17 protein-coding genes are annotated in these 24083 nt (G+C 73.5%); 9 read left to right on the top strand and 8 right to left on the bottom strand.

The window, feature by feature from the left end; all coding sequences use genetic code 11:
* Positions 1-25 precede the first annotated feature (25 nt).
* Positions 26-3112 (top strand): bacterial transcriptional activator domain-containing protein, encoded by a 3087-nt coding sequence (locus FKD65_RS46360; protein ID WP_141580987.1) that lies wholly within the window; start codon positions 26-28, stop codon positions 3110-3112.
* Between the two features lie 51 nt (positions 3113-3163).
* Here the strand turns inward: FKD65_RS46360 and FKD65_RS29710 are convergent, their stop codons facing one another.
* The 4 genes from FKD65_RS29710 to FKD65_RS29725 all read right to left on the bottom strand — a co-directional run bounded on the left by FKD65_RS29710 (position 3164) and on the right by FKD65_RS29725 (position 7502).
* The gene (locus tag FKD65_RS29710; RefSeq protein WP_141580989.1) at positions 3164-4381 is read right to left on the bottom strand and encodes a YncE family protein; all 1218 of its coding nucleotides are present in this window, start codon (positions 4379-4381) and stop codon (positions 3164-3166) included.
* 104 nt (positions 4382-4485) lie between these two features.
* On the bottom strand, positions 4486-5544 hold the full coding sequence (locus FKD65_RS29715; RefSeq protein WP_141580991.1) for an NYN domain-containing protein: 1059 nt from the start codon (positions 5542-5544) through the stop codon (positions 4486-4488).
* 89 nt (positions 5545-5633) lie between these two features.
* Positions 5634-5879, bottom strand: a complete 246-nt coding sequence (locus FKD65_RS29720; RefSeq protein ID WP_141580993.1) for an acyl-CoA carboxylase subunit epsilon — start codon at positions 5877-5879, stop codon at positions 5634-5636.
* 30 nt (positions 5880-5909) lie between these two features.
* A complete protein-coding gene (locus FKD65_RS29725; RefSeq protein ID WP_205718286.1) occupies positions 5910-7502 on the bottom strand; it encodes an acyl-CoA carboxylase subunit beta in 1593 nt (530 codons plus the stop codon).
* 147 nt (positions 7503-7649) lie between these two features.
* Here FKD65_RS29725 and FKD65_RS29730 point away from each other — a divergent pair, with 147 nt between their 5' ends.
* The gene (locus tag FKD65_RS29730) at positions 7650-10244 is read left to right on the top strand and encodes a phosphoenolpyruvate carboxylase (protein ID WP_240810371.1); all 2595 of its coding nucleotides are present in this window, start codon (positions 7650-7652) and stop codon (positions 10242-10244) included.
* A 305-nt stretch (positions 10245-10549) separates the two neighbouring features.
* Here FKD65_RS29730 and FKD65_RS29735 read toward each other — a convergent pair whose 3' ends face one another.
* Positions 10550-11323, bottom strand: coding sequence for an enoyl-CoA hydratase/isomerase family protein (locus FKD65_RS29735; protein ID WP_141580997.1), 774 nt, complete (start codon positions 11321-11323; stop codon positions 10550-10552).
* An 80-nt stretch (positions 11324-11403) separates the two neighbouring features.
* Here FKD65_RS29735 and FKD65_RS29740 point away from each other — a divergent pair, with 80 nt between their 5' ends.
* Together FKD65_RS29740 and FKD65_RS29745 are read left to right on the top strand one after the other, a co-directional pair.
* Positions 11404-12264, top strand: a complete 861-nt coding sequence (locus FKD65_RS29740) for a biotin--[acetyl-CoA-carboxylase] ligase (RefSeq protein WP_141580999.1) — start codon at positions 11404-11406, stop codon at positions 12262-12264.
* A 123-nt stretch (positions 12265-12387) separates the two neighbouring features.
* On the top strand, positions 12388-13395 hold the full coding sequence (locus FKD65_RS29745) for an adenylate/guanylate cyclase domain-containing protein (protein ID WP_141581001.1): 1008 nt from the start codon (positions 12388-12390) through the stop codon (positions 13393-13395).
* A 1-nt stretch (position 13396) separates the two neighbouring features.
* Here FKD65_RS29745 and bfr read toward each other — a convergent pair whose 3' ends face one another.
* Positions 13397-13894 (bottom strand): bacterioferritin, encoded by a 498-nt coding sequence (gene bfr / locus FKD65_RS29750; RefSeq protein ID WP_141581003.1) that lies wholly within the window; start codon positions 13892-13894, stop codon positions 13397-13399.
* Between the two features lie 97 nt (positions 13895-13991).
* Entirely contained in the window at positions 13992-14303 is a 312-nt protein-coding gene (locus FKD65_RS29755; protein ID WP_141581005.1) for a bacterioferritin-associated ferredoxin, read from the bottom strand.
* A 237-nt stretch (positions 14304-14540) separates the two neighbouring features.
* Here FKD65_RS29755 and glgX point away from each other — a divergent pair, with 237 nt between their 5' ends.
* The 5 genes from glgX to FKD65_RS29780 all read left to right on the top strand — a co-directional run bounded on the left by glgX (position 14541) and on the right by FKD65_RS29780 (position 23151).
* Positions 14541-16706 (top strand): glycogen debranching protein GlgX, encoded by a 2166-nt coding sequence (gene glgX, locus FKD65_RS29760; RefSeq protein ID WP_141581007.1) that lies wholly within the window; start codon positions 14541-14543, stop codon positions 16704-16706.
* Positions 16707-16724: 18 nt separating this feature from the next.
* Positions 16725-19157 carry a malto-oligosyltrehalose synthase gene (gene treY, locus FKD65_RS29765; RefSeq protein WP_141581009.1) on the top strand — a complete coding sequence of 811 codons (2433 nt, stop codon included), beginning with the start codon at positions 16725-16727 and terminating at the stop codon, positions 19155-19157.
* The gene (treZ, locus tag FKD65_RS29770) at positions 19154-20989 is read left to right on the top strand and encodes a malto-oligosyltrehalose trehalohydrolase (protein WP_141581012.1); all 1836 of its coding nucleotides are present in this window, start codon (positions 19154-19156) and stop codon (positions 20987-20989) included. Before treY ends, treZ begins: the two co-directional genes overlap by 4 nt.
* 119 nt (positions 20990-21108) lie before the next feature.
* Complete coding sequence (locus FKD65_RS29775; protein ID WP_026402549.1) at positions 21109-21780, top strand: response regulator transcription factor; 672 nt, start codon at positions 21109-21111, stop codon at positions 21778-21780.
* A gap of 99 nt (positions 21781-21879) precedes the next feature.
* Positions 21880-23151 (top strand): ATP-binding protein, encoded by a 1272-nt coding sequence (locus tag FKD65_RS29780; RefSeq protein WP_141581014.1) that lies wholly within the window; start codon positions 21880-21882, stop codon positions 23149-23151.
* Between the two features lie 85 nt (positions 23152-23236).
* Here FKD65_RS29780 and FKD65_RS29785 read toward each other — a convergent pair whose 3' ends face one another.
* A complete protein-coding gene (locus FKD65_RS29785; protein ID WP_240809664.1) occupies positions 23237-23854 on the bottom strand; it encodes a GtrA family protein in 618 nt (205 codons plus the stop codon).
* Positions 23855-24083 lie beyond the last annotated feature (229 nt).

The raw sequence follows: 24083 nt of genomic DNA on the forward strand, positions 1-24083 counted from the left end.
ACCGGCGAACGGCAGGGGCGCGACGATGGTGACGCGGCATGGGCGCAGGACACCCGTCCGGGTGAGCAGGCACCGCAGCGCGGGCGACGTACTGGCCGGCATCGGGGCGCTCGCGGCGCTCGCCGCGCTGATGGCGGGCGTCCCCTTCGCGCTGCTGGCGATCTTCGGTTCGCCGCTGCCCGACCATGTGCCGTCCGCGTCGGACCTCACGCACAAGGTGGGGCCCGGTTCGCTCATCGCGATCCTCGTCGTGCTGGTGTGGCTCGCCTGGCTCCAGCTCGCGGCGTGCGTGGTCGTCGAGGTGTACGCGGGGATGCGCGGCGTCGGCGTGCCGGCGCGGGTGCCGCTCGCGGGCGGGACGCAGTCGCTCGTGCACCGGCTCGTCGTGGCCGCGCTGCTGCTGTTCACCGCCACCACCTCGATCATGCCGGCGCTGGCGGGCGGGCTGTCCCAGCGGCCGGCCGTGGTGCAGATGGAGCCGCAGGCGCAGGAGTTCCAGCAGTTTCCGCAGGCGCAGGAGCGTCCCGCCGTCGTACAGGTCGCCGCGGTGGAGAACCTCGCCGAGCACCCGGCGGAGAAGGCCGCCACCACCAAGATCTACCGGGTGCAGCCGCCGGAGGGGCGCCACCACGAGTCCCTGTGGGAGATCGCCGAGAAGTGCCTCGGCGAGGGCCGCCGCTACAAGGAGATCCACGCCCTGAACAAGGGGCACATCCAGCCGGACGGGACGCGCCTGACGAACGCGAGCCTCATCCGCCCCGGCTGGATCCTGGAGATGCCCCCGGACGCCAAGCACGCGAAGGTCATCCCCGCCAAGGACCTCCACGACTACTTCCGGCACGGGCACGCCGTACCCGACGAGCCCGCCAAGCCGCGTCCGGCCCCGCCCACCGCGCCGCGGCCCACCCCGCCGGCGCAGCAGACCCCTCCGCAGCAGGCCCCGCCGACGCACGATGCCCCGCCGACGCGGCCGCCCGCCTCGCAGCCGCCGGCATCCCAGGCGCCGCCGACGCAGCCGCCCGCCTCGCATGCCCCGCCGGCCGCGCCGCGGCCCTCGGTCTCGCATGCCCCGGCGCCGCAGCCGAGCCATCAGCAGACGCCGGCACCGGAGAAGTCCGAGACCGCGAAGCCGCCCGCGAAGGGCGGCGGGTCCGCCGGCCCGTCAGGCGAGATGGGCGGCGGCGCGGGCGGCGGCGCCGAGGTCCCCGGCAAGGGCTCGCCGCGGCACGAGGACGACGGCGGCGCGCTGGACGTCGGCTGGCCGCACGGTCTCGCGGCGGCGTCGCTGCTGGCCGCCGGGCTGCTCGGCGCGCTCGGCCGCAGGCGCCGCACCCAGATGTGGCACCGCGCGTTCGGGCACATGATCGTCCGGCCGGAGGCCGGGGCCGCCGAGGCGGAGCGGGCGCTGCGGATCGGCGCCGACGAGGACGCGGCGAGGCTGCTCGACCTCGGCCTGCGGCACATGTCCAAGTCGATGGCGGCGGGCGGGCGCGCGCTGCCGACCATCTACGGCGTGCACCTCGGGAACAGCAGCCTCGACCTCTGGATCGCGCCCGCCGACCGGAACCCGCCCGCCCCCTGGCAGGCCTTCGACGACGGGCAGGTGTGGCGGCTGAACGCCGACGCGCTGCCCGCCCTCGAGGCGTCCGACCTCGCGGACGTCCTCGCCCCCTACCCCGGCCTGGTCTCGATCGGCACGAACGAGAACGGCCGCATCCTCGTCGACCTGGAGGCCGCGCACGGGCTCATCGCCCTGCGCGGCCCCGAGGAGACCCGCCGCGCCGTGCTCTCGGCGGTCGCGCTGGAGCTGGCCACCAACCGCTGGTCCGACCACATGCGGATCACGCTCGTCGGGTTCGACGCCGAGCTCGGCGAGGGCCTGGCGGAGATCGCCCCGGACCGCGTCCGGTCCGTCCCGACGCTCGCGGACGCGCTGCCCGAGCTGGAGGGGCGCAGCGAGGAGGTGCGGCAGGCGCTCGCCGCGTCCGGCGTCGACTCGGTGCTCACCGGACGCTGCCGCGGCGTGTTCGGCGAGGCGTGGATGCCGCACTACCTGATCATGGCCGACCAGCCGCCGGAGTGGGAGGCCGACCGGCTCGTCGCGCTGGCCCGCACCGGTACCCGGATGGCCGCGGGCTACCTCGTTCCGGGCGACGTGCAGGGCGCGACGTGGACGTGGGACGTCGACGCCGCCGGGCGCCTGCAGGCCGGCGTGCTCGGCTTCGACGTCGAGGCGCAGCTCGTCGGCGACGACGACTACCGGGGCGTGTTCGAGCTGTTCCGGACGGCCGCGCGGCTGGAGCCGGTGGAGCTGCCGGGCCTCGCGGGCGGCGACGAGCCGCCGACCGCGCAGGAGTCGTCGGTGGAGGTCCGGCTCCTCGGCCCGATCGAGGTCTACGCGCCGGGCCCGATGGACGAGAGCCGCCGCGAACTGTGCACGGAGCTGCTGGTGTACCTGGCGGCGTACCCGGAGGGCGTCCACCCGACGGTGCTGTCGGGCGCGATCTGGCCGCGCGGCGTCACCGCCGGGGTGCGCGACGCGTGCGTGGCCCGCGTCTCGGACTGGCTCGGCCGCGACGCCCGCGGCCGCCCCAACCTGTACCACGACGACCGGGGCCGCATCCGGCTCGGCTCCGAGGTCCGCGTCGACCTGAACGTGTTCCGCTGGCTGGTGTGGCGGTCGGCGGCCGAGCCCGCGTCCGAGACCGCCTACATGGCGTACGCGCTCGACCTCGTCCGCGGCCCGCTCCTGGCCGACCGGCCGCGCGGGCGGTACGCCTGGCTCGCCGACCACGACCTGGAGTACGAGGCGCCCGCGCGGGTCATCGACGTCGCGCACCGGCTCGTCGTACTGCGGCTGGAGGAGGGAGACCCGAGGGGCGCGGTGAGCGCGGCGCGCGCCGGGCTGCGGCTCGCCCCCGAGGACGAGGGCCTGTGGCGCGACCTGCTCCGCGCCACCCACGCGACCGGCGACGTGGCGCAGGTCCAGGTGGTGGTCGACGAGCTGCGGAGCCGCGTCGGCCGCGACCCGATGTTCGACCGGCTCCAGCCCGAGACGGAGGCGCTCGTCGAGGAACTGCTCCCCGACTGGCACCACGTGCCCTCTCACTAGGCGCGAACGCCGGTCGGCCTTCCTGCCCGGTGAGGCTCGGCGGGGGTCGTGTCAGCGGTACAGGCCGGTGCCGCCCAGCGAGTAGCGGCCGGGCTGCGGGTGCACGCACGGCCCGGCCGGGCGCCCCCCGATCCGGATGGACTGGAGGACGCGCCCGTTGCGGGTCGAGAGGGCGTAGACGAGCCCGGCGGGGTCGGCGAGCCACAGCGACCTCCCGTCCGAGGACACCCCGCCCGGGTCGGCCGGGCCCCCGCCGGGCAGCGGCCAGCGGGACGCGATCCGCCGCGAGCCGAACTCGACGGCGGTGACGTCGCCGCGGCCCACGACGAAGAGCCGGCGCGCGTCCCGGCTGATCGCGAGGCCCCGCGCGCCGCGCCCCGTCCGGACGAATCCCAGCAGGGCGAAGCGCCGGGCGTCCACCAGCCACACACCGCCCTGGCGGGCGTCCGCCACGTAGAAGGCGGACCCGTCGGGGGACAGCCGCAGGTCGCCGGGCCGCGCCCCGGCCGGGAGCCGGATCGTCCCCGAGACGGTGCGGCTCGCGAGATGGACCCGGGCGAGCACGCCGGCGGCGGTGCACGTCGCCACCAGGGACGCCTCGTCGGGGGTGAAGTCGGCGTGGCCCGCCGCGCAGGGCAGGGGCGTCGTGGCCCGCGGCGCCATCGTGCGCGGGTCGCGCAGGTCGAGCCGGTCGGGACGGCGCGCGAGGACCAGCGCGTCGCGCCCGTCGGGGGAGAAGTACAGCCCGGTCGGCGCGGTGATCCCGACCGGGCGGCCGCGCCTGCCGGTGCGCGGCGCGAGCGGGACGAGCAGGCCGTGCGCGCGGTCGGTGGCCCACAGCCGCCGCAGGTCCCAGGACGGCACCACCCGCGAGGCCGTCGCCCCCGTGAGGAGACGGCCGGCGAGCCGGAGCCCGGTGGGGTCGAGGACGTCGACGAACGGCCCGTTCGGCACGTAGAGACGCGGCGGCAGGCCGCGCGCGGCCGGCGCGAGCATGCCGGGACCGGTGGCGGCGTAGACCTGCCCGCCCGCGGGAGCGACCGGCACCCCGCGGGGCGTCCCGGACCCCGACGCGCGCGGAGCGGGGCCGCCGGGGCGCGACGGCAGGTACGGCGCCGGCCCGCCGAGCCCGACGACCGGGTCGTCCGGGGTCCCCTCCCCGGGCCGGTAGAAGGGGACGGGCGACTCGCATCCGGCCAGGCCGGTCAGCGAGAGGGCCGCGGCGAGCGGGAACGCGGCGGCCCGTGATCGTCGTCTGCGAGGTTGCATGCGCGGTCTCCCCCAATCACGGCGGGGACGTTACCGAGGGGCGACGCGCGGTACCCGGCTAATTGCCAAACGTGTTCCCCGGGGCCAGGGGATCGAGGAAACCGCTAGTCGGACTTGCCGATGCCTATGCCGAACTCGCGGTAGACGCGCTCCCAGAAGCCGTCGCGCAGCCAGGTGCGGGCCTCCTGGTAGGGGCGCAGGGAGCCGCCGAGCTCCTTCTCGGCCTCGATCAGCAGCTCCTTGTCGATGACGGGCGGCAGGATCGGGCCGGGGAGCAGGTCGCGGATGTTGTCCCGGCCCCGCTCGAAGATCCACTTCTGGGCGACGTGCTCGCCGATCTCCAGCATGTGGTCGCGGTCGGGCCCGAGCTTGCCGTCCGACGGCACGGCCGTGGCCGAGTTCAGCGACGCCGCCACCGTGGCGGGCGTGGCGGCGCCCGGCACCGGGACGGTCGCGCGGGCCGCCGCGGGCGTCGGCTTGACCGAGGGGGGCCGCCCCGCGAAGACCTGCGACGGGGAAGGGACGGGGCTCGTGCGCTGCGCGGCCGCCGCGGCGTCGCGGGCAGCGGCGGCGGTGCCGGGCGCGGGCGCCGGCAGCACCTTGGCCTTGGTGAAGTACGGGCGCAGGAACTCGGCGGGCATCACCTCGACCGTGTCGGACTCCCACACCAGCCACTCGGCCTGGTTGGAGCCGTGGGTCGGCTCCACGCCCCACAGGTGCACGCGGACGCCGTAGCGCTGCGCGGCCTCCACGGCGGGCAGCATGTCCTCGTCGCCGGCCAGCAGCACCGCGTCGGTGATCGCGCGGTGCCGGGCGAGGGCCTCGAGGTCGGCGCGCAGCTGGGCGTCGACGCCCTTCTGCTGGCCCTGCGCGTTCAGGTTCCCGAGGCGCAGCTTCACCAGCGGGAGGTTGGCGATGACGCGCTGGTCGACGGTCGGCTGCCGCTTCGGCGCCGCGTCGAACCAGTAGACCCGGAGCAGCTCGCCGCGCCGCTGCTCGTCGGCGTGGTCGGTGAGCGCCTTGATGAGCTTCTCCGCGGCGACCCGGTACTCGCGCCGGGAGCCGCAGCCGAGCAGCAGGGCACCGGAGGCCGCGTAGAGGTACCCCGCGTCGACGAAGATCGCGTAGCGCGCGGGCTGTGGGACGTACTCCGAGGTGGCCATGGCCTTCCACCTTATTCGTGCGGAGCGCCCCGCCGGGTGCGAACCACGGTTACATTCGCGGGGCCGCCCGGCGGGGCCCGGGCCCTGCGTCAGCGCGGCAGGCCGCTCGCCCTCCACGCACCGGGCCCCCGCGGCCTCGGCCCGCCCGCGAGCGCGGCGCGCACGAGCCGCGTGCGGTCGGCCCAGCGCGAGGGCGCGGCGCCCGCGCCGGCGCCGGCGCGGGACGCGCCGGCGGCCCTGGCGCGGGCGGTGAGCACGGCGACGAGCGCCGCGACCTCCTCCGGGCTCGGGTCGCCGCGGACGACCTGGAGGAACGGCTTGCTGTCGGCGGTCACGAGACCTCCCACCTTCCGGGCGTTTCCCCGCTAGAGCGGGATGTTCCCATGCTTCTTCGGCGGGAGCGTCTTGCGCTTCTCGCGCAGTGCCCTGAGCGCCCGCACCACCTGACCGCGCGTCTCGGACGGCTTGATCACGTTGTCGATGTAGCCGCGGTCGGCCGCGATGTAGGGGTTGGCGAGCGCGTCCTCGTACTCGGTGATCAGCTCGGCGCGGCGGGCGTCGGGGTCGTCCGCGGCGGCCAGCTCGCGCCGGTACAGGATGTTGACCGCGCCCTGCGCGCCCATGACGGCGATCTGCGCGGTCGGCCACGCCAGGTTGATGTCGGCGCCGAGGTGCTTGGACCCCATGACGTCGTAGGCGCCGCCGTAGGCCTTGCGGGTGATGACCGTGACGAGCGGGACCGTGGCCTCGGCGTAGGCGTACAGCAGCTTCGCGCCGCGCCGGATGATCCCGTTCCACTCCTGGTCGGTGCCGGGCAGGAAGCCGGGGACGTCCACGAACGTCAGCACCGGGATGTTGAAGGCGTCACAGGTCCGGACGAACCGGGCGGCCTTCTCGGAGGCGTCGATGTCGAGCGTCCCGGCGAACTGCATCGGCTGGTTCGCCACGATGCCGACCGAGTGGCCCTCGACCCGGCCGAAGCCGACGATGATGTTGGGCGCGTACAGCGCCTGGACCTCCAGGAACTCGCCGTCGTCCAGCACGTGCTCGATGGCGGTGTGCATGTCGTACGGCTGGTTCGGCGAGTCGGGGATGAGGGAGTCGAGCTCGTCGTCGGTCTCCGCCGGGTCGACGGGCACGTCGAACGCGGGCGGGTCCGACAGGTTGTTCGACGGCAGGTAGGACAGCAGCGCCTTGACGTACTCGATCGCGTCGTCCTCGTCGGACCCCTGGTAGTGGGCGACCCCGGAGCGCGAGTTGTGCGAGTGCGCGCCGCCGAGGTCCTCCATGGTCACCTCCTCGCCGGTGACCGTCTTGATGACGTCCGGCCCGGTGATGAACATGTGGGACGTCTGGTCCACCATGACGATGAAGTCGGTGATCGCCGGCGAGTACACCGCGCCGCCCGCGCACGGCCCCATGACCAGGGAGATCTGCGGGATGACGCCGGAGGCGTGCACGTTCCGCTTGAAGATCTCCGCGTACAGGCCGAGCGCGACCACGCCCTCCTGGATCCGCGCGCCGCCGGAGTCGTTGATGCCGATCACCGGGCAGCCGGTCTTGACCGCGTGGTCCATGACCTTGCAGATCTTCTCGCCGAAGACCTCGCCGAGGGACCCGCCGGAGACCGTGAAGTCCTGGCTGAAGACCGCGACCGGACGCCCGTCGACCGTCCCGTACCCGGTGACGACGCCGTCGCCGTAGGGGCGGTTCTTCTCCATCCCGAAGCTGGTGGAGCGGTGCCGTGCCATCTCGTCGAACTCGACGAACGAGCCGGGGTCGAGCAGCGCGTCGATCCGCTCCCGGGCCGTCATCTTGCCCTTGGCGTGCTGCTTGTCGACGGCGCGCGCCGAACCGGCGTGCACCGCCTCGTACCGGCGCCGTTCCAGGTCCGCGATCTTTCCCGCCGTGGTGTGGACGTCGTACTCCACCGGGGGTTCAGGGGCTTCCATCGCCATGCGCGCCAGGGTAACCGCCCGCTGATGCCGCGCTCGCGGCCGGGGCCCGCTGACCGGGACGGGGACGGCCGGTGGAGGGCCGCCCCGCGGTGCTTCGTTACCCTTTGGCGAGTGGCCACGAAGACGCGAGACCTCCTCCGCCAGGACATGCCGGAACCGCTGCGACGCGATGTGCGCCTGCTCGGCGCCATGCTCGGCGACTCCCTCGTCGAGTACGGCGGCCCAGGGCTGCTGGACGACGTCGAGCGGCTGCGCCACGCGGTGATCGCGGCCCGCCGCGGCGAGACGGGCGGCGACGAGGTCGCCGGACTCGTCGACGGCTGGTCGCTGGAGCGCGCCAGGGAGGTCGCCCGCGCGTTCACCGTGTACTTCCACCTGACCAACCTCGCCGAGGAGCACCACCGCATCCGGACGCTGCGCGAGCGCGACACCGGCGGCACCGTCCCCGGCTCCGTCGCCGCCGCGGTCGAGGAGATCCGCGCCGCGGGCGACGGCCGGCTCGACGCGGTGGTGGAGGGCCTGGAGTTCCGCCCGGTCTTCACCGCGCACCCCACCGAGGCCCGCCGCCGCGCGGTCGTCACCGCCATCCAGCGGATCAGCGACCTGCTGGCCCGGCTGAACGGCGACCCCGGCGCGAGCGAGCGCGAGGAGACCGAGCGCAGCCTTCGCGAGGAGATCGACCTGCTGTGGCGGACCGCGCTGCGCCGGATCTCGCAGATGGACCCGCTGGACGAGGTCCGCACCGCGATGGCCGCGTTCGACGAGACGATCTTCCGGGTCGTCCCGCACGTCTACCGCTCCCTCGACCGCGCCCTGGAAGGGGACGGCGAGGGCTCCGGCGCCCGCCCCCCGAAGGCCCGCCCCTACCTGAGGTTCGGCAGCTGGATCGGCGGTGACCGCGACGGCAACCCCTACGTCACCGCGCAGGTCACCCGGGACGCCGTCATGATCCAGGCCGACCACGTCCTGCGCGCCCTGGAGGCGGCCTGCGCCCGGATCGGGCGGGAGCTGACCGTCCACGAGTCGACCACCCCCGCGTCCGGCGACCTGCTGAACGCGCTCGCCGCCGCCCGCACCGCCCACCCCCGGCTCGTCGGCGACCTGGCCAAGCGCTCGCCCGGCGAGCCGCACCGCCAGTTCCTCCTGCACGCCGCCGCCCGCATCGCCGCGACCCGCGAGCGCGACGCCGACCTCGCCTACGCCTCCCCGGAGGAGCTGCTCGCCGACCTGCGCGCCGTCCAGGGCTCCCTCGCCGCCGCGGGCGCGCCCCGGCAGGCCTACGGGCGCGTCCAGCAGCTGATCTGGCAGGTCGAGACGTTCGGCTTCCACCTCGCCGAGCTGGAGATCCGCCAGCACTCCGAGCTGCACGAGAAGGCGATCGAGGAGGTCCGCTCCGGGGGCGCGCGCTCGGAGATGACCGAGGAGATCCTGGAGACGCTGCGGGTCATCGCGTGGATCCAGCAGCGGTTCGGCGTCCGCGCCTGCCACCGCTACATCGTCTCCTTCACCCGCTCCGCCGAGGACATCGCGAACGTGCACGCCCTCGCCGAGTCCCTCGGTGACGGCGCGCCCGTCCTGGACGTGATCCCGCTGTTCGAGACGGGCGAGGACCTCGAACGCGCGCCGTCCGTCCTCGAGGGGATGCTGGAGATCCCGGCCGTCCGGCGCCGCCTGGACGACACGGGCCGCCGCCTGGAGGTCATGCTCGGCTACTCCGACTCCGCCAAGCAGCTCGGCCCGGCCAGCGCCACCCTGCGGCTGTACGACACGCAGGAGGCCCTCGCCGCGTGGTCGGCCCGGACGGACGTGAAGCTGACGCTGTTCCACGGCCGCGGAGGCTCCCTCGGCCGCGGCGGCGGCCCCGCCAACCGCGCGATCCTCGCGCAGGCGCCGGGCTCGGTCGCGGGCCGCTTCAAGGTCACCGAGCAGGGCGAGGTCATCTTCGCCCGCTACGGCCACGCCGAGATCGCCAAGCGGCACGTCGAGCAGGTCACCAGCGCCGTCCTGCTCGCCTCGACCGACGCCGTCCAGGACCGCGCCCGCGAGGCCGCCGCCCGCTTCCGCCCGCTGGCCGACAAGATCAGCGAGGCGGCCAGGGAGGCGTTCCGGAGCCTCATCGAGACCGAGGACTTCGCCCTCTGGTTCGCCCGGGTCAGCCCCCTGGAGGAGATCGCCGAGCTGCGCATCGGCTCCCGCCCGGCCCGCCGCAAGGCCGCCCGCGGCCTGGAGGACCTGCGCGCCATCCCCTGGGTGTTCGCCTGGACGCAGACCCGCGTCAACCTCCCCGGCTGGTACGGCCTGGGCAGCGGCCTGGCCGCCGTGTCCGACGACGGCCGCGACGTCTCCGAGCTGCGCGAGGCCTACGAGGCGTGGCCGCTGTTCAACACCCTCCTCGACAACGCCGAGATGAGCCTCGCCAAGTCCGACCGCGCGATCGCCGAGCGGTACCTGGCCCTGGGCGAGCGCCCCGAGCTGTCCGAGACCGTCCTGACCGAGTACGACCGCACCCGCCGACTGGTCCTGGCGGTCACCGGCCACGACCGCCTCCTGGAGAACCGCAAGGTCCTCTCCCGCGCGGTCGAGCTCCGCAACCCCTACGTCGACGCCCTCTCCCACCTCCAACTGCGAGCCCTGAAGGCGCTCCGCGCGGGCGTGGAAGACGACACGGAACGAGCCCACCTGCAGGACCTGCTCCTCCTGTCGGTCAACGGAGTCGCCGCGGGCCTGCAGAACACGGGCTGAGAGTGATCAGACTCGCCACCCAGCCGGACCGGCACAAGGGCCACCCGGACACGCCCGCCTAACAGTCTTGGAAGGGTCACGCAAAACGCTCTTGGACGTGCCACGTCACAGCGCTGTTGGAATCGACCTGAGCGAGGCCGCGGGTCGGGCGGCCGGAAGGCGCCCTAGGCGCCTGGAGGTCGCCCGACCCGCCGAGCCGGGCGACCGCAGCGCCACGCACCAACCCGCACGGGCACGGAAACCGAAACCGTGGCGTGAGGATCGCCCGGCTCGTGACGGGGGTTCCAGGGGGTCGCCCCCCTGGGTTAACACGGCCAGTTGGGCTTTCGCTTTTCGTTGAAGGCGGCGATGCCCTCGCGGCGGTCGGCGGAGAAGGCGACCGTGCGCCAGGCGTTCTCCTCCAGGTCCAGGGCGGCGTCGAGGCCGGTGCCGCCGCCGAGGCGCATGGCGCGCTTGGCGGCGCGGACGGCGGTGGGGGAGTTGCGGGCGATCACCTCGGCGGTGCCGAGGGCCTCCTCGCGGGCCGTGCCCGCGGGGACGCGGCGGTCGGCGAGGCCGTAGGCGAGGGCCTCCTCGATGCCGAGGCGGCGGCCGGTGAAGACGAGGTCGGCGGCCTTGCCGGGGCCGAGGCGGCGCAGGGCGAGCTGGGTTCCGCCGCCGCCGGGCACGAGGCCGACGCTCACCTCGGGGAGCCCGAACACGGCCGACTCGTCCGCGACGATGATGTCGGCGGACAGCGCGATCTCGCAGCCGCCGCCGAGGGCGTAGCCGTGCACGGCGGCGACGACCGGCTGCGGCAGGTTCAGGACGCCGCCGAACGCCGCGCGGAAGACCGGGCGCTGCGCGAGGATCTCCTCGTCGGTCATCGCGTTGCGCTCCTTGAGGTCGGCGCCCACGCAGAACGCCCTCTCCCCGGAGGCGGAGAGCACCACCGCGCGGACCGAGGCGTCGGCCGCGACCTCGGCGCACACGGCGGCGAGGCGCCGCGCCATCGCGGTCGACAGGGCGTTGAGGGCCTCGGGCCGGTCCAGCACGATCTCCGCGACGTGCCCGTCGCGCCGCAGCGTCACACCATCCATGAGGGCACCCTAACGAGGGCGTTCCCCGCCGCCGGACGCCGGTCCCAAGATCGAACTCGTCATGGGGTTGGATTGGAGGTGTGAGCGACTCACGGTATGGGGACCTCGACCGGCCGCCGCTGCACGAGGGGGCGCTGCGGCGCGCGCTCGTGCGGGAGGGCGGGCTGTGGCGGGACGTCCGCGTGGTGGAGGAGACCGGGTCCACGAACGCCGACCTCGCGGAGCGGGCGCGGGAGGGGGCGCCGGAGGGGAGCGTGCTGGTCACCGAGCTCCAGACGGCGGGCCGCGGCCGGCTCGGACGGAGCTGGACGGCGCCGCCGCGCTCGGGGCTGACGTTCTCGATGCTGCTGCGCCCGGCGGTGCCGCCGACGCGGTTCGCCTGGGCGTCGCTGCTGGCGGGGGTGGCGGTCGCCACCGCCCTCCGGCGGATGACCGCCTGGTCGCAGGCGGGGGAGGGGTTCCTCGGGGAGGGCGGCGACGTCGCGGTGGACGTGCGCCTGAAATGGCCGAACGACGTGCTGGTCGGCGACCGCAAGCTCGCCGGGATCCTCGCCGAGATGGTCGACGGCGGGCTCGTGGTCGGGGTCGGGCTGAACGTCGGGCTGCGCGAGGACGAGCTGCCGGTGCCGACCGCGACGTCCCTGGCGATCGAGGGCGCGCCGCTCAGCGACCGGGCGCCCCTGCTGCGCGCGATCCTCCGCGAGTTCGCCACCTGGTACGAGGAGTGGACGGCGCTCGGCGGTGATCCGGAGAGCAGCGGGCTGCGTACCGCGTACCGGGACCTGTGCGCGACCCTCGGACGCGAGGTCCGGGTGGAGATGCCGGGCGGCGAGCGGCTGGCCGGGACGGCGCGGGACGTGGACGAGGCGGGCCGGCTCGTGGTGGCCGGACCGGGCGGCGAGCGCGCCGTCAGCGCGGGCGATGTGGTGCACGTCCGGTGAACGGGGAGGGACGATCCGCCATCCGGCCATTGAAGTTGATGCTGATCTGCGACGATATGTTCGGGTACCGATCCACGACGCCGCAGCCACGGCCCATGGCGGCGGCGGACTGAGGGGCGGATGATGGCGGCCGGATTGCCGGATCCGAAGGAGATCGAAGAGCTCCTGCTCGGGGGCGAGCTGCGGTACAACCGCGTCGAGGCCGTCCGGCAGTCCGGGGTCTCCCGCGACTTCGCCGGGCGGATCTGGCGCGCGTTCGGCTACCCGTCGATGCCCGACGAGACGATCGCCTACACCGAGGGCGACGTGGCGGCGCTGGACCGGCTCCGCAGGCTCGTCGACGACGGGATCCTGGACGAGGACGGCGTGATCCGGCTCGTCCGGGCGTTCGGCCAGACCATGACGCGGCTGGCCGAGTGGCAGGTCAACCTGCTGCGCAGCATGCTGACGCAGGACCTGAACGAGGCGCCGTCCGCGCAGGCGGTGGACACGGTCGTCGACATCGCCGAGAAGCACATCGGCGACTTCGAGCCGCTGGTGGTGCACGCCTGGCGGCGGCAGCTCGCCGCCGCCGGGACGCGGGCGCTGGCCGCGGCGGCGAGCCGGGAGAACGGCGATCCCACGGGCCGGCCGATGACCACCGTCGGCTTCGCGGACATGGTCTCCTTCACCCAGGTCAGCCGGGAGCTGGAGGAGATCGAGCTGGCCCGGGTGGTGGAGTGGTTCGAGGAGACCGCCGCCGACATCATCGCCTCCTGCGGCGGCCGGCTGGTGAAGACGCTCGGCGACGAGGTGCTGTTCAGCGCGGGGACGCCGGAGATCGGGGCGGAGATCGCGCTGACGGTGGCGTCGGCGATCCAGGACGAGACGGAGGTCCCGGACGTGCGGGTCGGCGTCGCGTACGGGCCCGTCCTGCCGCTGATGGGCGACGTCTTCGGCACGACCGTGAACCTCGCGGCCCGGCTCACCTCCCTCGCCCGGCCGGGCGCGGTGGTGATCGACGCCGAGCTGGCGGCGTGCCTGGAGAACGCGCCGGGCTACGAGGTCACGCGGATCGTCAGGCGCCCGGTCCGCGGCCTCGGCATCGTCCAGCCGTACGTGCTGCGCAGGAGCGGCGGGCAGGCGCCGTAGCTCAGACGGGGCTCGGGCCGCCCTCGCCGGGCGAGTCGGTGAGGCGCTGGAGGTAGTTCTGCTCGCCGAGGGCCTGGACGAGGCTCAGCTCGGTCTCCAGGTAGTCGATGTGCTCCTCCTCGTCGGCGAGGATGTCCTCGAAGATCCGGGCGGAGGTGACGTCGCCGCGCGAGCGCATCAGCTCGATGCCGGGCCGCAGCCGGGCCACGGCCTCCATCTCGATCTCCAGGTCCGCCTTGAGCTGCTCGACGATCGTCTGCCCGATGCGCAGGGTGCCGAGCTTCTGGTAGTTCGGCAGCCCCTCCAGGAACAGGATCCGGTCGGTGAGCCGCTCCGCGTGCCGCATCTCGTCGAAGGACTCGTCGCGGGTGTGCTTGGCGATGCGGGTGAAGCCCCAGTTCTCCTGCATCTTGGAGTGCAGGAAGTACTGGTTGATGGCCGTGAGCTCCGCGGTGAGCTGTTCGTTCAGCAGCGCGATGATGTCGTTGTCGCCTTCCATGGACCCCATGCTTCCATGCCGGACCGGATCCGGGACAGTACCGAACCCTACACAGTGCGTGTCCGATTCATGGCGCCCCGTGCCGGAACCGCGACGATCAGGCGGCGGTCGACGAGGCCGGCGCGCCCTCGGCGCCCTGCCCCATGACCCGCGCCGGCTCCGGGAGGCGGGGGTCGGCGAGCGGCGCCCCGGGGACGGACGCCAGGGTGTGCGGGCCGCCGGCCAGGGCGTCCGCGAGCGCCGCGGAGGCGCGGTACTCGCTGACCATCGTGTGGATGCGCTTGGTGCACAGCCCGCAGCCCGGCTTGAACCCGCAGGCGGCCTTGACGGCCTTGGCGGTCGTGCAACCGCTCGCCATGCAGCCGTGGACGTCGTCCTCCGTGACGGCGTTGCAGATGCAGACGTACATTCCGGTGGGAGACCTTCCGTTGCGGCTCGTCCTGTTCGCAGCGTGCCCGACCGGGGCCGCTAAGGGCGCCCTCATTAAGGTAAGGCTCCCCTAACGTAACCCACGGATGTCCGTTCTGGCCAGTGGGGTCCCGATCGGTGTGATCTATCCCCCAGGGGGAAGGGCTTCCCGGGTGCGGCCCCCGGTACGTGGCGCGGACGGGGCGCCCGGTGCCGCACCCTACGAAGGGCGGAACAATTGGCTCAGGTTTGGCCGGGTGACGCCTACCCCCTGGGGGCCCGGTTCGACGGCGCGGGGACGAACTTCGCCGTCTTCTCCGAGGTGGCAGAGAAAGTGGAGCTGTGCCTGTTCGACGGGCCGGCGGGCGAGGGCGAGGAGACGCGGCTGGCGCTGCCGGAGGTGGACGCCTTCGTGTGGCACGGCTACCTCCCGGGCGTCATGCCGGGCCGCCGCTACGGGTTCCGGGTGCACGGCCCCTACGACCCTGCGAGGGGCCTGCGCTGCAACCCCTCGAAGCTGCTCCTGGACCCGTACGCGCAGGCCGTCGAGGGCCAGGTCGACTGGGACCAGGCGTGCTTCGGGTACGACTTCGGCGACCCGTGGTCGCGCAACGACGCCGACTCGGCGCCCCACACGATGCGTTCGGTGGTGGTCAGCCCGTACTTCGACTGGGGGGACGACCGCCCGCCCCGCACCCCGTACCACGAGACGGTGATCTACGAGGCGCACGTCAAGGGCCTGACCGCCCGGCATCCGGACATCCCGCCCGCGCTGCGCGGGACCTACGCGGCGCTCGGCCATCCGGTGATCACCGAGCACCTGCGCTCGATCGGGGTGACGGCGGTCGAGCTGATGCCCGTCCACCAGTTCGTCCACGACGACGCGCTGACCAGCCGGGGCCTGCGCAACTACTGGGGCTACAACACCCTCGGCTTCTTCGCGCCGCACAACGAGTACTCCTCGTCCGGGCAGCGCGGCGAGCAGGTGCTGGAGTTCAAGGCGATGGTGAAGTCGCTGCACGAGGCCGGGATCGAGGTGATCCTGGACGTCGTCTACAACCACACCGCCGAGGGCAACCACCTCGGGCCGACGCTGTCGTTCCGCGGCATCGACAACGCCTCGTACTACCGGCTCACCGAGGACGACGCCCGCTACTACATGGACACCACGGGCACCGGCAACAGCCTGCTCATGCGCAGCCCGCACGTCCTGCAGCTGATCATGGACTCGCTGCGGTACTGGGTGACCGAGATGCACGTGGACGGGTTCCGCTTCGACCTCGCCGCGACGCTGGCCCGCGAGCTGCACGCGGTGGACCGGCTGTCGGCGTTCTTCGACCTCGTCCAGCAGGACCCCGTGGTCTCCCAGGTCAAGCTGATCGCCGAGCCGTGGGACGTGGGCGAGGGCGGCTACCAGGTCGGCAACTTCCCGCCGCTGTGGACGGAGTGGAACGGCCAGTACCGCGACACCATGCGCGACTACTGGCGCGGTCAGCCGGGCGCGCTGCCCGACTTCGCGTCCCGGCTGACGGGCTCGTCCGACCTTTACGCCGACGACGGCCGCCGCCCGCTCGCCTCGATCAACTTCGTGACGTGCCACGACGGCTTCACGCTGCACGACCTCGTCTCCTACGACGGCAAGCACAACGAGGCCAACGGCGAGGGCAACCGCGACGGCAGCGACGACAACCGTTCGTGGAACTGCGGCCACGAGGGTCCGACGGACGACCTGGACATCATCTCGCTGCGCGAACGGCAGAAGCGCAACTTCCTGACCACGCTGTTCCTGTCGCAGGGCGTGCCGATGCTGTCGCACGGCGACGAGCTGGGCCGGACGCAGAGCGGCAACAACAACGCCTACTGCCAGGACACCGAGCTGTCCTGGGTCGACTGGACGGGCCTGCGCGACGACACGTTCTTCGACGAGCGCGGCCCGCTGCTCGACTTCGTCCGCCGCCTCTCGGAGCTGCGGACCGAGCACCCGGTGCTCCGCCGGCGCCGGTTCTTCCGGGGCGGCGACGCGGGCTCCAAGCGCGCCCGCGCGGAGGCCGGGCCCGAGGACCTGCCCGACATCGTGTGGTTCACTCCCGGCGGGGCGCAGATGACCGACCACGACTGGTCCGCCGGGTTCAACAAGTCGCTGACCGTGTTCCTGAACGGCGACGCGATCGGGGAGCCGGACCGGCGCGGACGGCAGGTCAGGGACGACTCGTTCCTGCTGCTCATCAACGCCCACGACGGGGACCTGCCGTTCACGCTTCCGCCCGCGCCGTACGGGCAGATGTGGATGAAGGTGCTCGACACCGCCGATCCGCTGCTCGCCGAGGAGGAGTCGCCCGTCGTGAAGGCCCGCGAGAACGTGCCGGTCGCCGCCCGCTCCATCCAGGTCATCCGCCGGCTCTGAGGCAGGGACACCCCGCACATGGACGACGACGCCCGAACGGACCACGACACGCTGATGGACGACGACGCGCACATGGACGACGACACGCCGTTGGACGACGACACGCAGGCCGAGCCCGTCCCCGAGGAACCGCTCCCCGTCGCCGAACCCCCCGAGGTGACCGTGTCCGAGGACCACAGCCCCGAAAGGGCGGAAAGACCAGAGCAGACCGACAGGCCCGTCCCCGAGGAGGACGCGCGCCCCGCGCCGCCGACCGGGACCTACCGCCTCCAGCTCCGCGGGACGCCCGAGGAGCACTTCGGATTCGCCGAGGCCGCCGCGCTGGCCCCCTACCTGGCGGCCCTCGGCGTGTCGCACGTCTACCTGTCGCCGGTCCTGCAGGCCGCGCCGGGCTCCACGCACGGCTACGACGTCGTCGACCACTCCCGGCTCTCGGAGGAGCTCGGCGGGCCCGAGGCGTTCGGCGCCATGGCGACCCGGTTCCGGGCGCACGGGCTGCGGGTGCTGGTGGACGTCGTCCCGAACCACATGGCGATCCCCGAACCGGCCGAGCTGAGCCTGCCGTTCGCGGACGTCCTGGCGGAGGGGCCGCGGTCGCGGTTCGCCCGCTGGTTCGACGTCGACTGGGAGGCGGGCGGCGGCCGGATCGTGCCGCCCGGCGAGGGCGAGCCCAACTACCGGCGCTTCTTCGACATCTCCGGCCTGATCGGGCTGCGGCAGGAGGACGCGGAGGTCTTCGAGCGCACCCACGCGCTGCTGCTGAGCCTGGTCCGGGACGGCATGGTGGACGGGCTGCGCGTCGACCACCCCGACGGGCTCGCCGACCCGCGCGGCTACCTGCGCCGGCTCGCCGAGGCCGCCCCGGACCGCTGGCTGCTGGTCGAGAAGATCACCGAGGGCGAGGAGCGGCTGCCCGCGGACTGGCCGTGCGCGGGCACCACCGGCTACGACGCGCTCGGCATGATCGGCGGGCTCTTCGTCGACCCGGCCGGGGAGAAGCCGCTGACCGACCACTACGTGGCGCTCACGGGCAACCCGGCCGACTTCGAGGAGGTCGAGCGGGACGCGCGGATGCACGCCGCCACGCACGGCCTCAAGCCCGAGATCGAGCGGCTCCAGCGCGTCCTCGACCGGGTCGTGGGCGAGCGCCGTCCCGGCCTGGAACGGGCCCTGGTCGAGCTGCTGGTCGCCATGCCCGTCTACCGCGCGTACGTGGTGCCCGGAGAGGACGCTCCCCAGCAGGCCGTCGACGTCGTGAACGAGGCCGCCCGCCGCGCGCGGGCGCATCTGCCGGAGGACGTGCACGGCGACCTCGACGTGGTCGTGGACCTGGCCCTCGGACGCGGCGAGCGCACCGACGCCGAGTTCATCGTGCGCTTCCAGCAGACGTCGTCCCCCCTCGCCGCCAAGGGCGTGGAGGACACGGCGTTCTACCGGTGGAACCGCATGGCCGCCCTGAACGAGGTGGGCGGCGCGCCAGGGCGGTTCAGCGTCGCCCAGGAGGACTTCCACTCCTTCTGCATTCGCGTGGCGCGCGACTGGCCGCTCACGATGACGACGCTGTCCACGCACGACACCAAGCGCGAGGAGGACGTGCGCGCCTGGCTGGCGGTGCTGTCGGAACTGCCCGCCGAGTGGGTCGAGAACGTGGACCGGTGGCGGAACTGGGGTCCCGGCGCGTCCCCCATGGAGCCGGACCTGGAGTACCTGTTCTGGCAGACGCTCGTCGGGGCGTGGCCGCTCACCACCGGCAGGCTGGAGGAGTTCCTCACCAAGGCGATGCGCGAGGCCAAGACGCGCACGTCCTGGGCCGAGCAGGACTCCGGCTACGAGGAGGCCGTCCTGGAGTACGCGCGCGGCGTCCTGGCCGATCCGGACCTCGTGACCGACATGACGTCGTTCGTGGCGAAGCTGGCCCCCTATGCCCGCGTGAACACGCTCGGCCAGAAGCTCGTCCAGCTCGCGATGCCGGGCGTCCCCGACGTCTACCAGGGCTGCGAGATGACCGGCCTGTCACTGGTCGACCCCGACAACCGGCGGCCCGTGGACTACGGGCGGCGCCGCGAGCACCTGTTCCGGCTCGACACCGGCCGCCAGCCCAAGGAGGTGGACGACGAGAAGCTGCTCGTCACCTCGCGGGCGCTGCGGCTGCGCCGGTCCCATCCGGAGTGGTTCGGGCCCGGCTCCCGGCACGAGCCGGTGACCGCGCGCGGGCCCGCCGCCGATCACCTCGTCGGGTTCGCGCGGGGCGAGGCCGTCGCGCTCGCCACCCGGCTCCCCGTGGGCCTGGAGCGCCGCGGCGGCTGGAAGGGGACCCGCGTGGACGTCCACCGCCAGGGCTGGCGGGACGTCCTCACCGGCTGCACGCACATGGGCCCGATCCTGGAGGCCTCGCGCGTGTTCGAGCACCTTCCCGTCGCGCTGCTCGTCCCCCGGGAGATCGATCGGTGAGCGCCCGTTTCGAAGTGTGGGCACCGGCCGCCGGCCGCGTGGACGTCGTGGCCGGCGGCGCCCGGTACCCCATGGACGCGCGGCCCTCGGGACGGTGGGAGGCCGAGGTCGCGGACGCCGACCATGGGACCGACTACGGGTTCGTCCTCGACGAGGCCGACGAAGTACTGCCCGATCCGCGCTCGCCATGGCAGCCCGAGGGCGTCCATGGCCAGAGCCGCGTGTACGACCACGGCCGGTTCGCCTGGACCGACCGGCACTGGCACGGCCGCCCGCTCCCCGGCAGCGTCCTTTACGAGATGCACGTGGGCACGTTCACGCCCGAGGGCACGTTCGACGCGGCGATCGAACGGCTCGACCATCTGGTGGCACTCGGCATAGACGCCGTGGAACTGCTGCCGGTCGCGTCCTTCCCCGGCCATCACGGGTGGGGTTACGACGGTGTGCACCTGTGGGCGCCGCACGAACCGTACGGCGGCCCGGACGGGTTGAAGCGCTTCGTGGACGCCGCTCATGCGCGCGGCCTGGCCGTTGTCCTGGACGTCGTCTACAACCACCTAGGGCCGGACGGAAACCGCCTGGGAAGCTACGGCCCGTATTTCACCAGCGCCCACGCCACGCCCTGGGGCGACGCCGTGAACTTCGACCAGGAAGGATCGGACGAAGTCCGAGCGTTCGTCGTCCAGAACGCGCTGATGTGGTTGCGCGACTACCACCTGGACGGCCTGCGCCTTGACGCCGTCCACGCCTTCACCGACCACGGCGCGGTGCACATCCTGGAAGAGATGGGACGCGCCGTCTCCGCGCTTTCGGCCCACCTGGGCCGGGAACTGTTCCTCATCGCCGAATCGGACCTGAACGACCCGCGCCTGGTGACGTCCAGGGAAGCGGGCGGATACGGCCTCGACGCCCAATGGAGTGACGACTTCCACCACGCCCTGCACGCCGCGCTCACCGGTGAGAGGCAGGGCTATTACTGCGACTTCGGCTCCCTGGAAACGCTGGAGAAGGCCTTCACGAAGGCCTTCGTCCACGACGGGACGATGTCGACCTACCGGGGGCGGCACCACGGCCGCCCGGTCAATGTCCGGGAAACGCCCGCGCACAGGTTCCTCGGCTTCCTGCAGAACCACGACCAGGTGGGGAACCGCGCGGCGGGCGACCGGATAGGGGCCCTTCTGCCGTCCCCCGGGCTGCTGAAGGTCGGCGCGGCGCTGCTTCTGCTAGGGCCGTTCACGCCCATGCTCTTCATGGGCGAGGAATGGGGCGCCTCGACCCCGTGGTGCTATTTCACCGACCACCAGGATCCGGACCTCGCGCGCGCGGTGAGCGAGGGACGGCGGCGCGAGTTCTCCCGGCATGGCTGGAGCGGCGAGGTTCCCGATCCACAGGCTGTGGACACGTTCCGGCGCTCCGTCCTCGACTGGGCCGAGCCGGACCGGTCCCCGCACCGCGACCTGCTCGAATGGCACCGCGACCTGATCGCGCTGCGCCGCTCCCGGCCCGAACTGAACGACCCCCGGCTGACCGCCGTGACCGTGGAGACGCACGGAGGGGCGGGGGGCGGTGCGGCCGCGGGCGGTGCGGCGGCGCGCGCGCTGACCGTGCGGCGCGGCCCGGTGTGCGTGGCGGCGAACCTCGGTGACGGGCCCGTCGTGCTCCCCATGCCCGGTCCCGGCGGCGGCGCGCCACGGCTGCTGCTCGCGTCGGATCCGGCGATTCTTCTTACCCCGGATGGTTCCGACCATTCCGGACCGGTCTCGGTGGCGCTGCCGGAGGCGTCCGTCGCGGTCGTCGACCTCGGTGAGCCCCGGGTCCAGGGGCGTGATTAGGGCCACATCCGTACTGCTCCCGCAAAACCGTGTTCGTTGTTGTACTACGAGTGGCAAACCGCAGGTCAAGAGCGCGGCGGGAGCCGGGCAATGGTCAAGATTGGTCATACGATCGGTTCATGACCTCAGTACTGCTCGCCGAGGACGACACGTCCATCTCCGAGCCTCTCGCCCGCGCGCTGCGGCGCGAGGGGTACACCGTCGAAGTCAGCCCCGACGGCCCACAGGCGCTGGAGCGGGCGCTCGGGGGCGGCGTGGACCTGATCGTCCTGGATCTCGGCCTTCCCGAGCTGGACGGCCTTGAGGTGGCCCGCCGGGTGCGGGCCGAGGGGCACGGCGTGCCCATCCTGATCCTGACCGCCCGGGCCGACGAGGTCGACACCGTCGTCGGGCTGGACGCGGGCGCCGACGACTACGTGACCAAGCCGTTCCGCCTGGCCGAGCTGCTCGCGCGGGTGCGCGCACTGCTGCGCCGGGGCAGCACCGAGACCCCGATCGTCCAGGGGGTGCGGATCGACGCCGAGTCGCGCCGCGCCTGGATGGGCGAGCAGGAGCTCCAGCTGACCACGAAGGAGTTCGACCTGCTGCGCGTCCTCGTGCGCGACGCGGGCAAGGTCGTGACCCGCGAACAGATCATGCGCGAGGTGTGGGACACCAACTGGTGGGGTTCCACGAAGACCCTCGACATGCATATTTCCTGGCTGCGCCGCAAGCTCGGCGACGACGCCGGCAGTCCCCGCTACATCACCACGGTGCGGGGCGTCGGCTTCCGGTTCGAACGCGGCGACTAGCACCGGCCGCCGCGGTCGTGCGGGACGCCGGGGGCCTTCCCGAGAGGCCCCCGGGGCCGGTGCCGCACGGTCCGCGGCCCCACCCTCGAAGGAGCCCCCATGAGGCGCCGACTGCTCCTGTCGACGCTCGCGGTGGCGGTGGTCGCGCTGCTCCTGCTCGGCATACCCCTCGCCTACGCCGCCCACAAGCTCGTGTACGAGGAGGCCGGCCGGTCGCTCGACCGGGAGGCGTCCTCCATCGCCGGCGGGGTCGGGTACAGCCTGGAGGCGCACCAGCCCGTCACCGGCACGGTCCTCGCCCGCGAGTACCCGGGCCGGCACGTCGCGATCACGCTGCCGGACGGCCGGACGGTGACCGCCGGGCCGCTCGCGCGCGGGCGCGTCCTGGCGGCGACGGCGACGCACGGCCGGGTCAGGGTGCGCGTGTCGCGCCCGGAGGCGCAGGTCCGCGACGCCGCGCTCCGGCTGCTCCTGCTGGTCGGCAGCCTGGCCCTGCTCTGCGTGGCCGTCACGGTGGGGCTGGCGATGGTGCAGGCCCGCAAGCTGACGCTGCCGCTGGTCGACCTCGCCGAGACCGCCGACCGGCTCGGCAGCGGAAACGCCCGCCCGCGCCCGCGCCGCTACGGCATCCCCGAGGTCGACCGGGTCGCCGAGGTGCTGGACCGCAGCGCCGTCCGCATCACCGACCTGCTGGTCGCCAGCCGCGAGTTCGCCGCCGACGCCAGCCACCAGCTCCGCACGCCGCTGACCGCGCTGTCCATGCGGCTGGAGGAGATGATCGAGGCGGCCGAGTACCCCGACGTCGTCCGGGAGGAGGGCGCGGCGGCGGTCGCGCAGGCCGAACGGCTCGTCGCGGTCGTCGAGCAGCTGCTCGCCCGCGCCCGGCACGACCGGACCGGCGGCGCCGTCCCGTCCCCGATCGACGAGATCATCGCCCAGCAGGTGGAGGAGTGGCGGCCGAGCTTCCGCAAGGCCGGACGGGACGTGCGGATCATCGGCGAGCAGGGCCTCGTCGGCATGACCCACCCCGAGGGCTTCTCCCAGATCGTCGCCACGCTCCTGGAGAACTCCCTGGTGCACGGCGCCGGAACCGTGACCATCCACACCAAGCCGGGCGCGAGCTCGGTGGTGGTCGAGGTCGGCGACGAGGGGGAGGGCATCCCGGCGGGGCTGGAGCCCCGCATCTTCGAGCGCAGCGTCTCCGGCGGCCGCGGGACGGGCCTCGGGCTCTACCTCGCCCGCTCGCTGGCGGTGGTGGACGGCGGGCGGCTGGAACTGCTCCACTCCAGACCCGCGGTCTTCGGGGTCTTCCTGCGCCAGGCGGCCGAGGTCCGCCTGGCGGCCGAACGCGTGGTCATGGGCCCCGCCTGACGCGCTCCGCGCGGTCGCGGGGCCGAGCCGCGGGGCCGCCGGGCGGCGGGGACGCCGGGCGGCGGGGACGCCGGGCGGCGGGGGCTCAGATCTCGGCGTAGTCCTCGGCGGCGCGGTCGAGGGAGTGCAGGAGCCGGGGCGCCGGGGCGGGGCCGCCCTCCGGCGCGCGGGTGGCGCCGGGGCCCTGCGCGCCGGGCTCGGCGGCGGGCTCGTCCGCGGGCTCGTCGGCGGGAGCCTCGGGCAGCCCGGACGCCGGGTCGACGGGCGGGGCGCTCGCGGGCAGGAACACCCACTTCTTGTACGACCAGAAGCGGAACAGCGTCGCCACGCCGGTGCCGACGACCAGCGCGAGGTTGTAGAACACGGCGCCGTCGAGGCCGAGGACGTAGTGCGAGAAGCCGATGAACAGCTCGGTGATCACCAGTCCGACGCCGTTCAGCGCGAAGAACAGCACGTACTCGCGGCCGAGCCCGGTGCGGTCGCGGTGCCGGAACGTCCAGTAGCGGTTCGCCAGGTAGGAGAACGTCGTCGCGATCACGGTGGCGACGCCGTTGGAGGTGAGCGGCCCGACCCCCATGCCGGTGTGCAGGCCGTTGCCGATCGCGAAAGTGATCACGAACGCGATGGCGCCCACGCTGCCGAACTGGGCCAGCTCGCGCACGAGGTGCGCGAACCGCCGGTGGACTCTGGCGACCAGGCTCACGAAGGGGAACCGTCCTTCCGCGCTTGCGCTGTCTTCTGGGGCTGAGGCATCACGAGGATAGACGCCCGTGGCCCCCGGGACGCCGGAACATGAACGTTTCACAACCCACCCCCCGTTCCGTGACCATTGTTGCGTGCCCATTGCCGGGGTCCCCACACGGGCTTCGACGCGGGCGGCGCGTGATTCGTTCATGCCGTACGCCCGATAGCCTTTCGACGTGAAGGTCGAT

This window comes from Actinomadura sp. WMMA1423 (assembly GCF_006547145.1).
Taxonomy (GTDB): Bacteria; Actinomycetota; Actinomycetes; order Streptosporangiales; family Streptosporangiaceae; genus Spirillospora.

Bases quoted from the DNA above. Each gene is read 5' to 3' on its own strand.
- FKD65_RS29755 (WP_141581005.1), bottom strand. From the start codon at position 14,303: ATGTACGTCTGCATCTGCAACGCCGTCACGGAGGACGACGTCCACGGC.
- FKD65_RS29745 (WP_141581001.1), top strand. From the start codon at position 12,388: ATGGCGGCCGGATTGCCGGATCCGAAGGAGATCGAAGAGCTCCTGCTC.
- FKD65_RS29730 (WP_240810371.1), top strand. From the start codon at position 7,650: ATGCCGGAACCGCTGCGACGCGATGTGCGCCTGCTCGGCGCCATGCTC.
- treY (WP_141581009.1), top strand. From the start codon at position 16,725: ATGGACGACGACGCCCGAACGGACCACGACACGCTGATGGACGACGAC.
- FKD65_RS29715 (WP_141580991.1), bottom strand. From the start codon at position 5,544: ATGGCCACCTCGGAGTACGTCCCACAGCCCGCGCGCTACGCGATCTTC.
- FKD65_RS29780 (WP_141581014.1), top strand. From the start codon at position 21,880: ATGAGGCGCCGACTGCTCCTGTCGACGCTCGCGGTGGCGGTGGTCGCG.
- FKD65_RS29710 (WP_141580989.1), bottom strand. From the start codon at position 4,381: ATGCAACCTCGCAGACGACGATCACGGGCCGCCGCGTTCCCGCTCGCC.
- FKD65_RS46360 (WP_141580987.1), top strand. From the start codon at position 26: ATGGTGACGCGGCATGGGCGCAGGACACCCGTCCGGGTGAGCAGGCAC.
- bfr (WP_141581003.1), bottom strand. From the start codon at position 13,894: ATGGAAGGCGACAACGACATCATCGCGCTGCTGAACGAACAGCTCACC.
- FKD65_RS29775 (WP_026402549.1), top strand. From the start codon at position 21,109: ATGACCTCAGTACTGCTCGCCGAGGACGACACGTCCATCTCCGAGCCT.
- FKD65_RS29725 (WP_205718286.1), bottom strand. From the start codon at position 7,502: ATGGCGATGGAAGCCCCTGAACCCCCGGTGGAGTACGACGTCCACACC.
- FKD65_RS29735 (WP_141580997.1), bottom strand. From the start codon at position 11,323: ATGGATGGTGTGACGCTGCGGCGCGACGGGCACGTCGCGGAGATCGTG.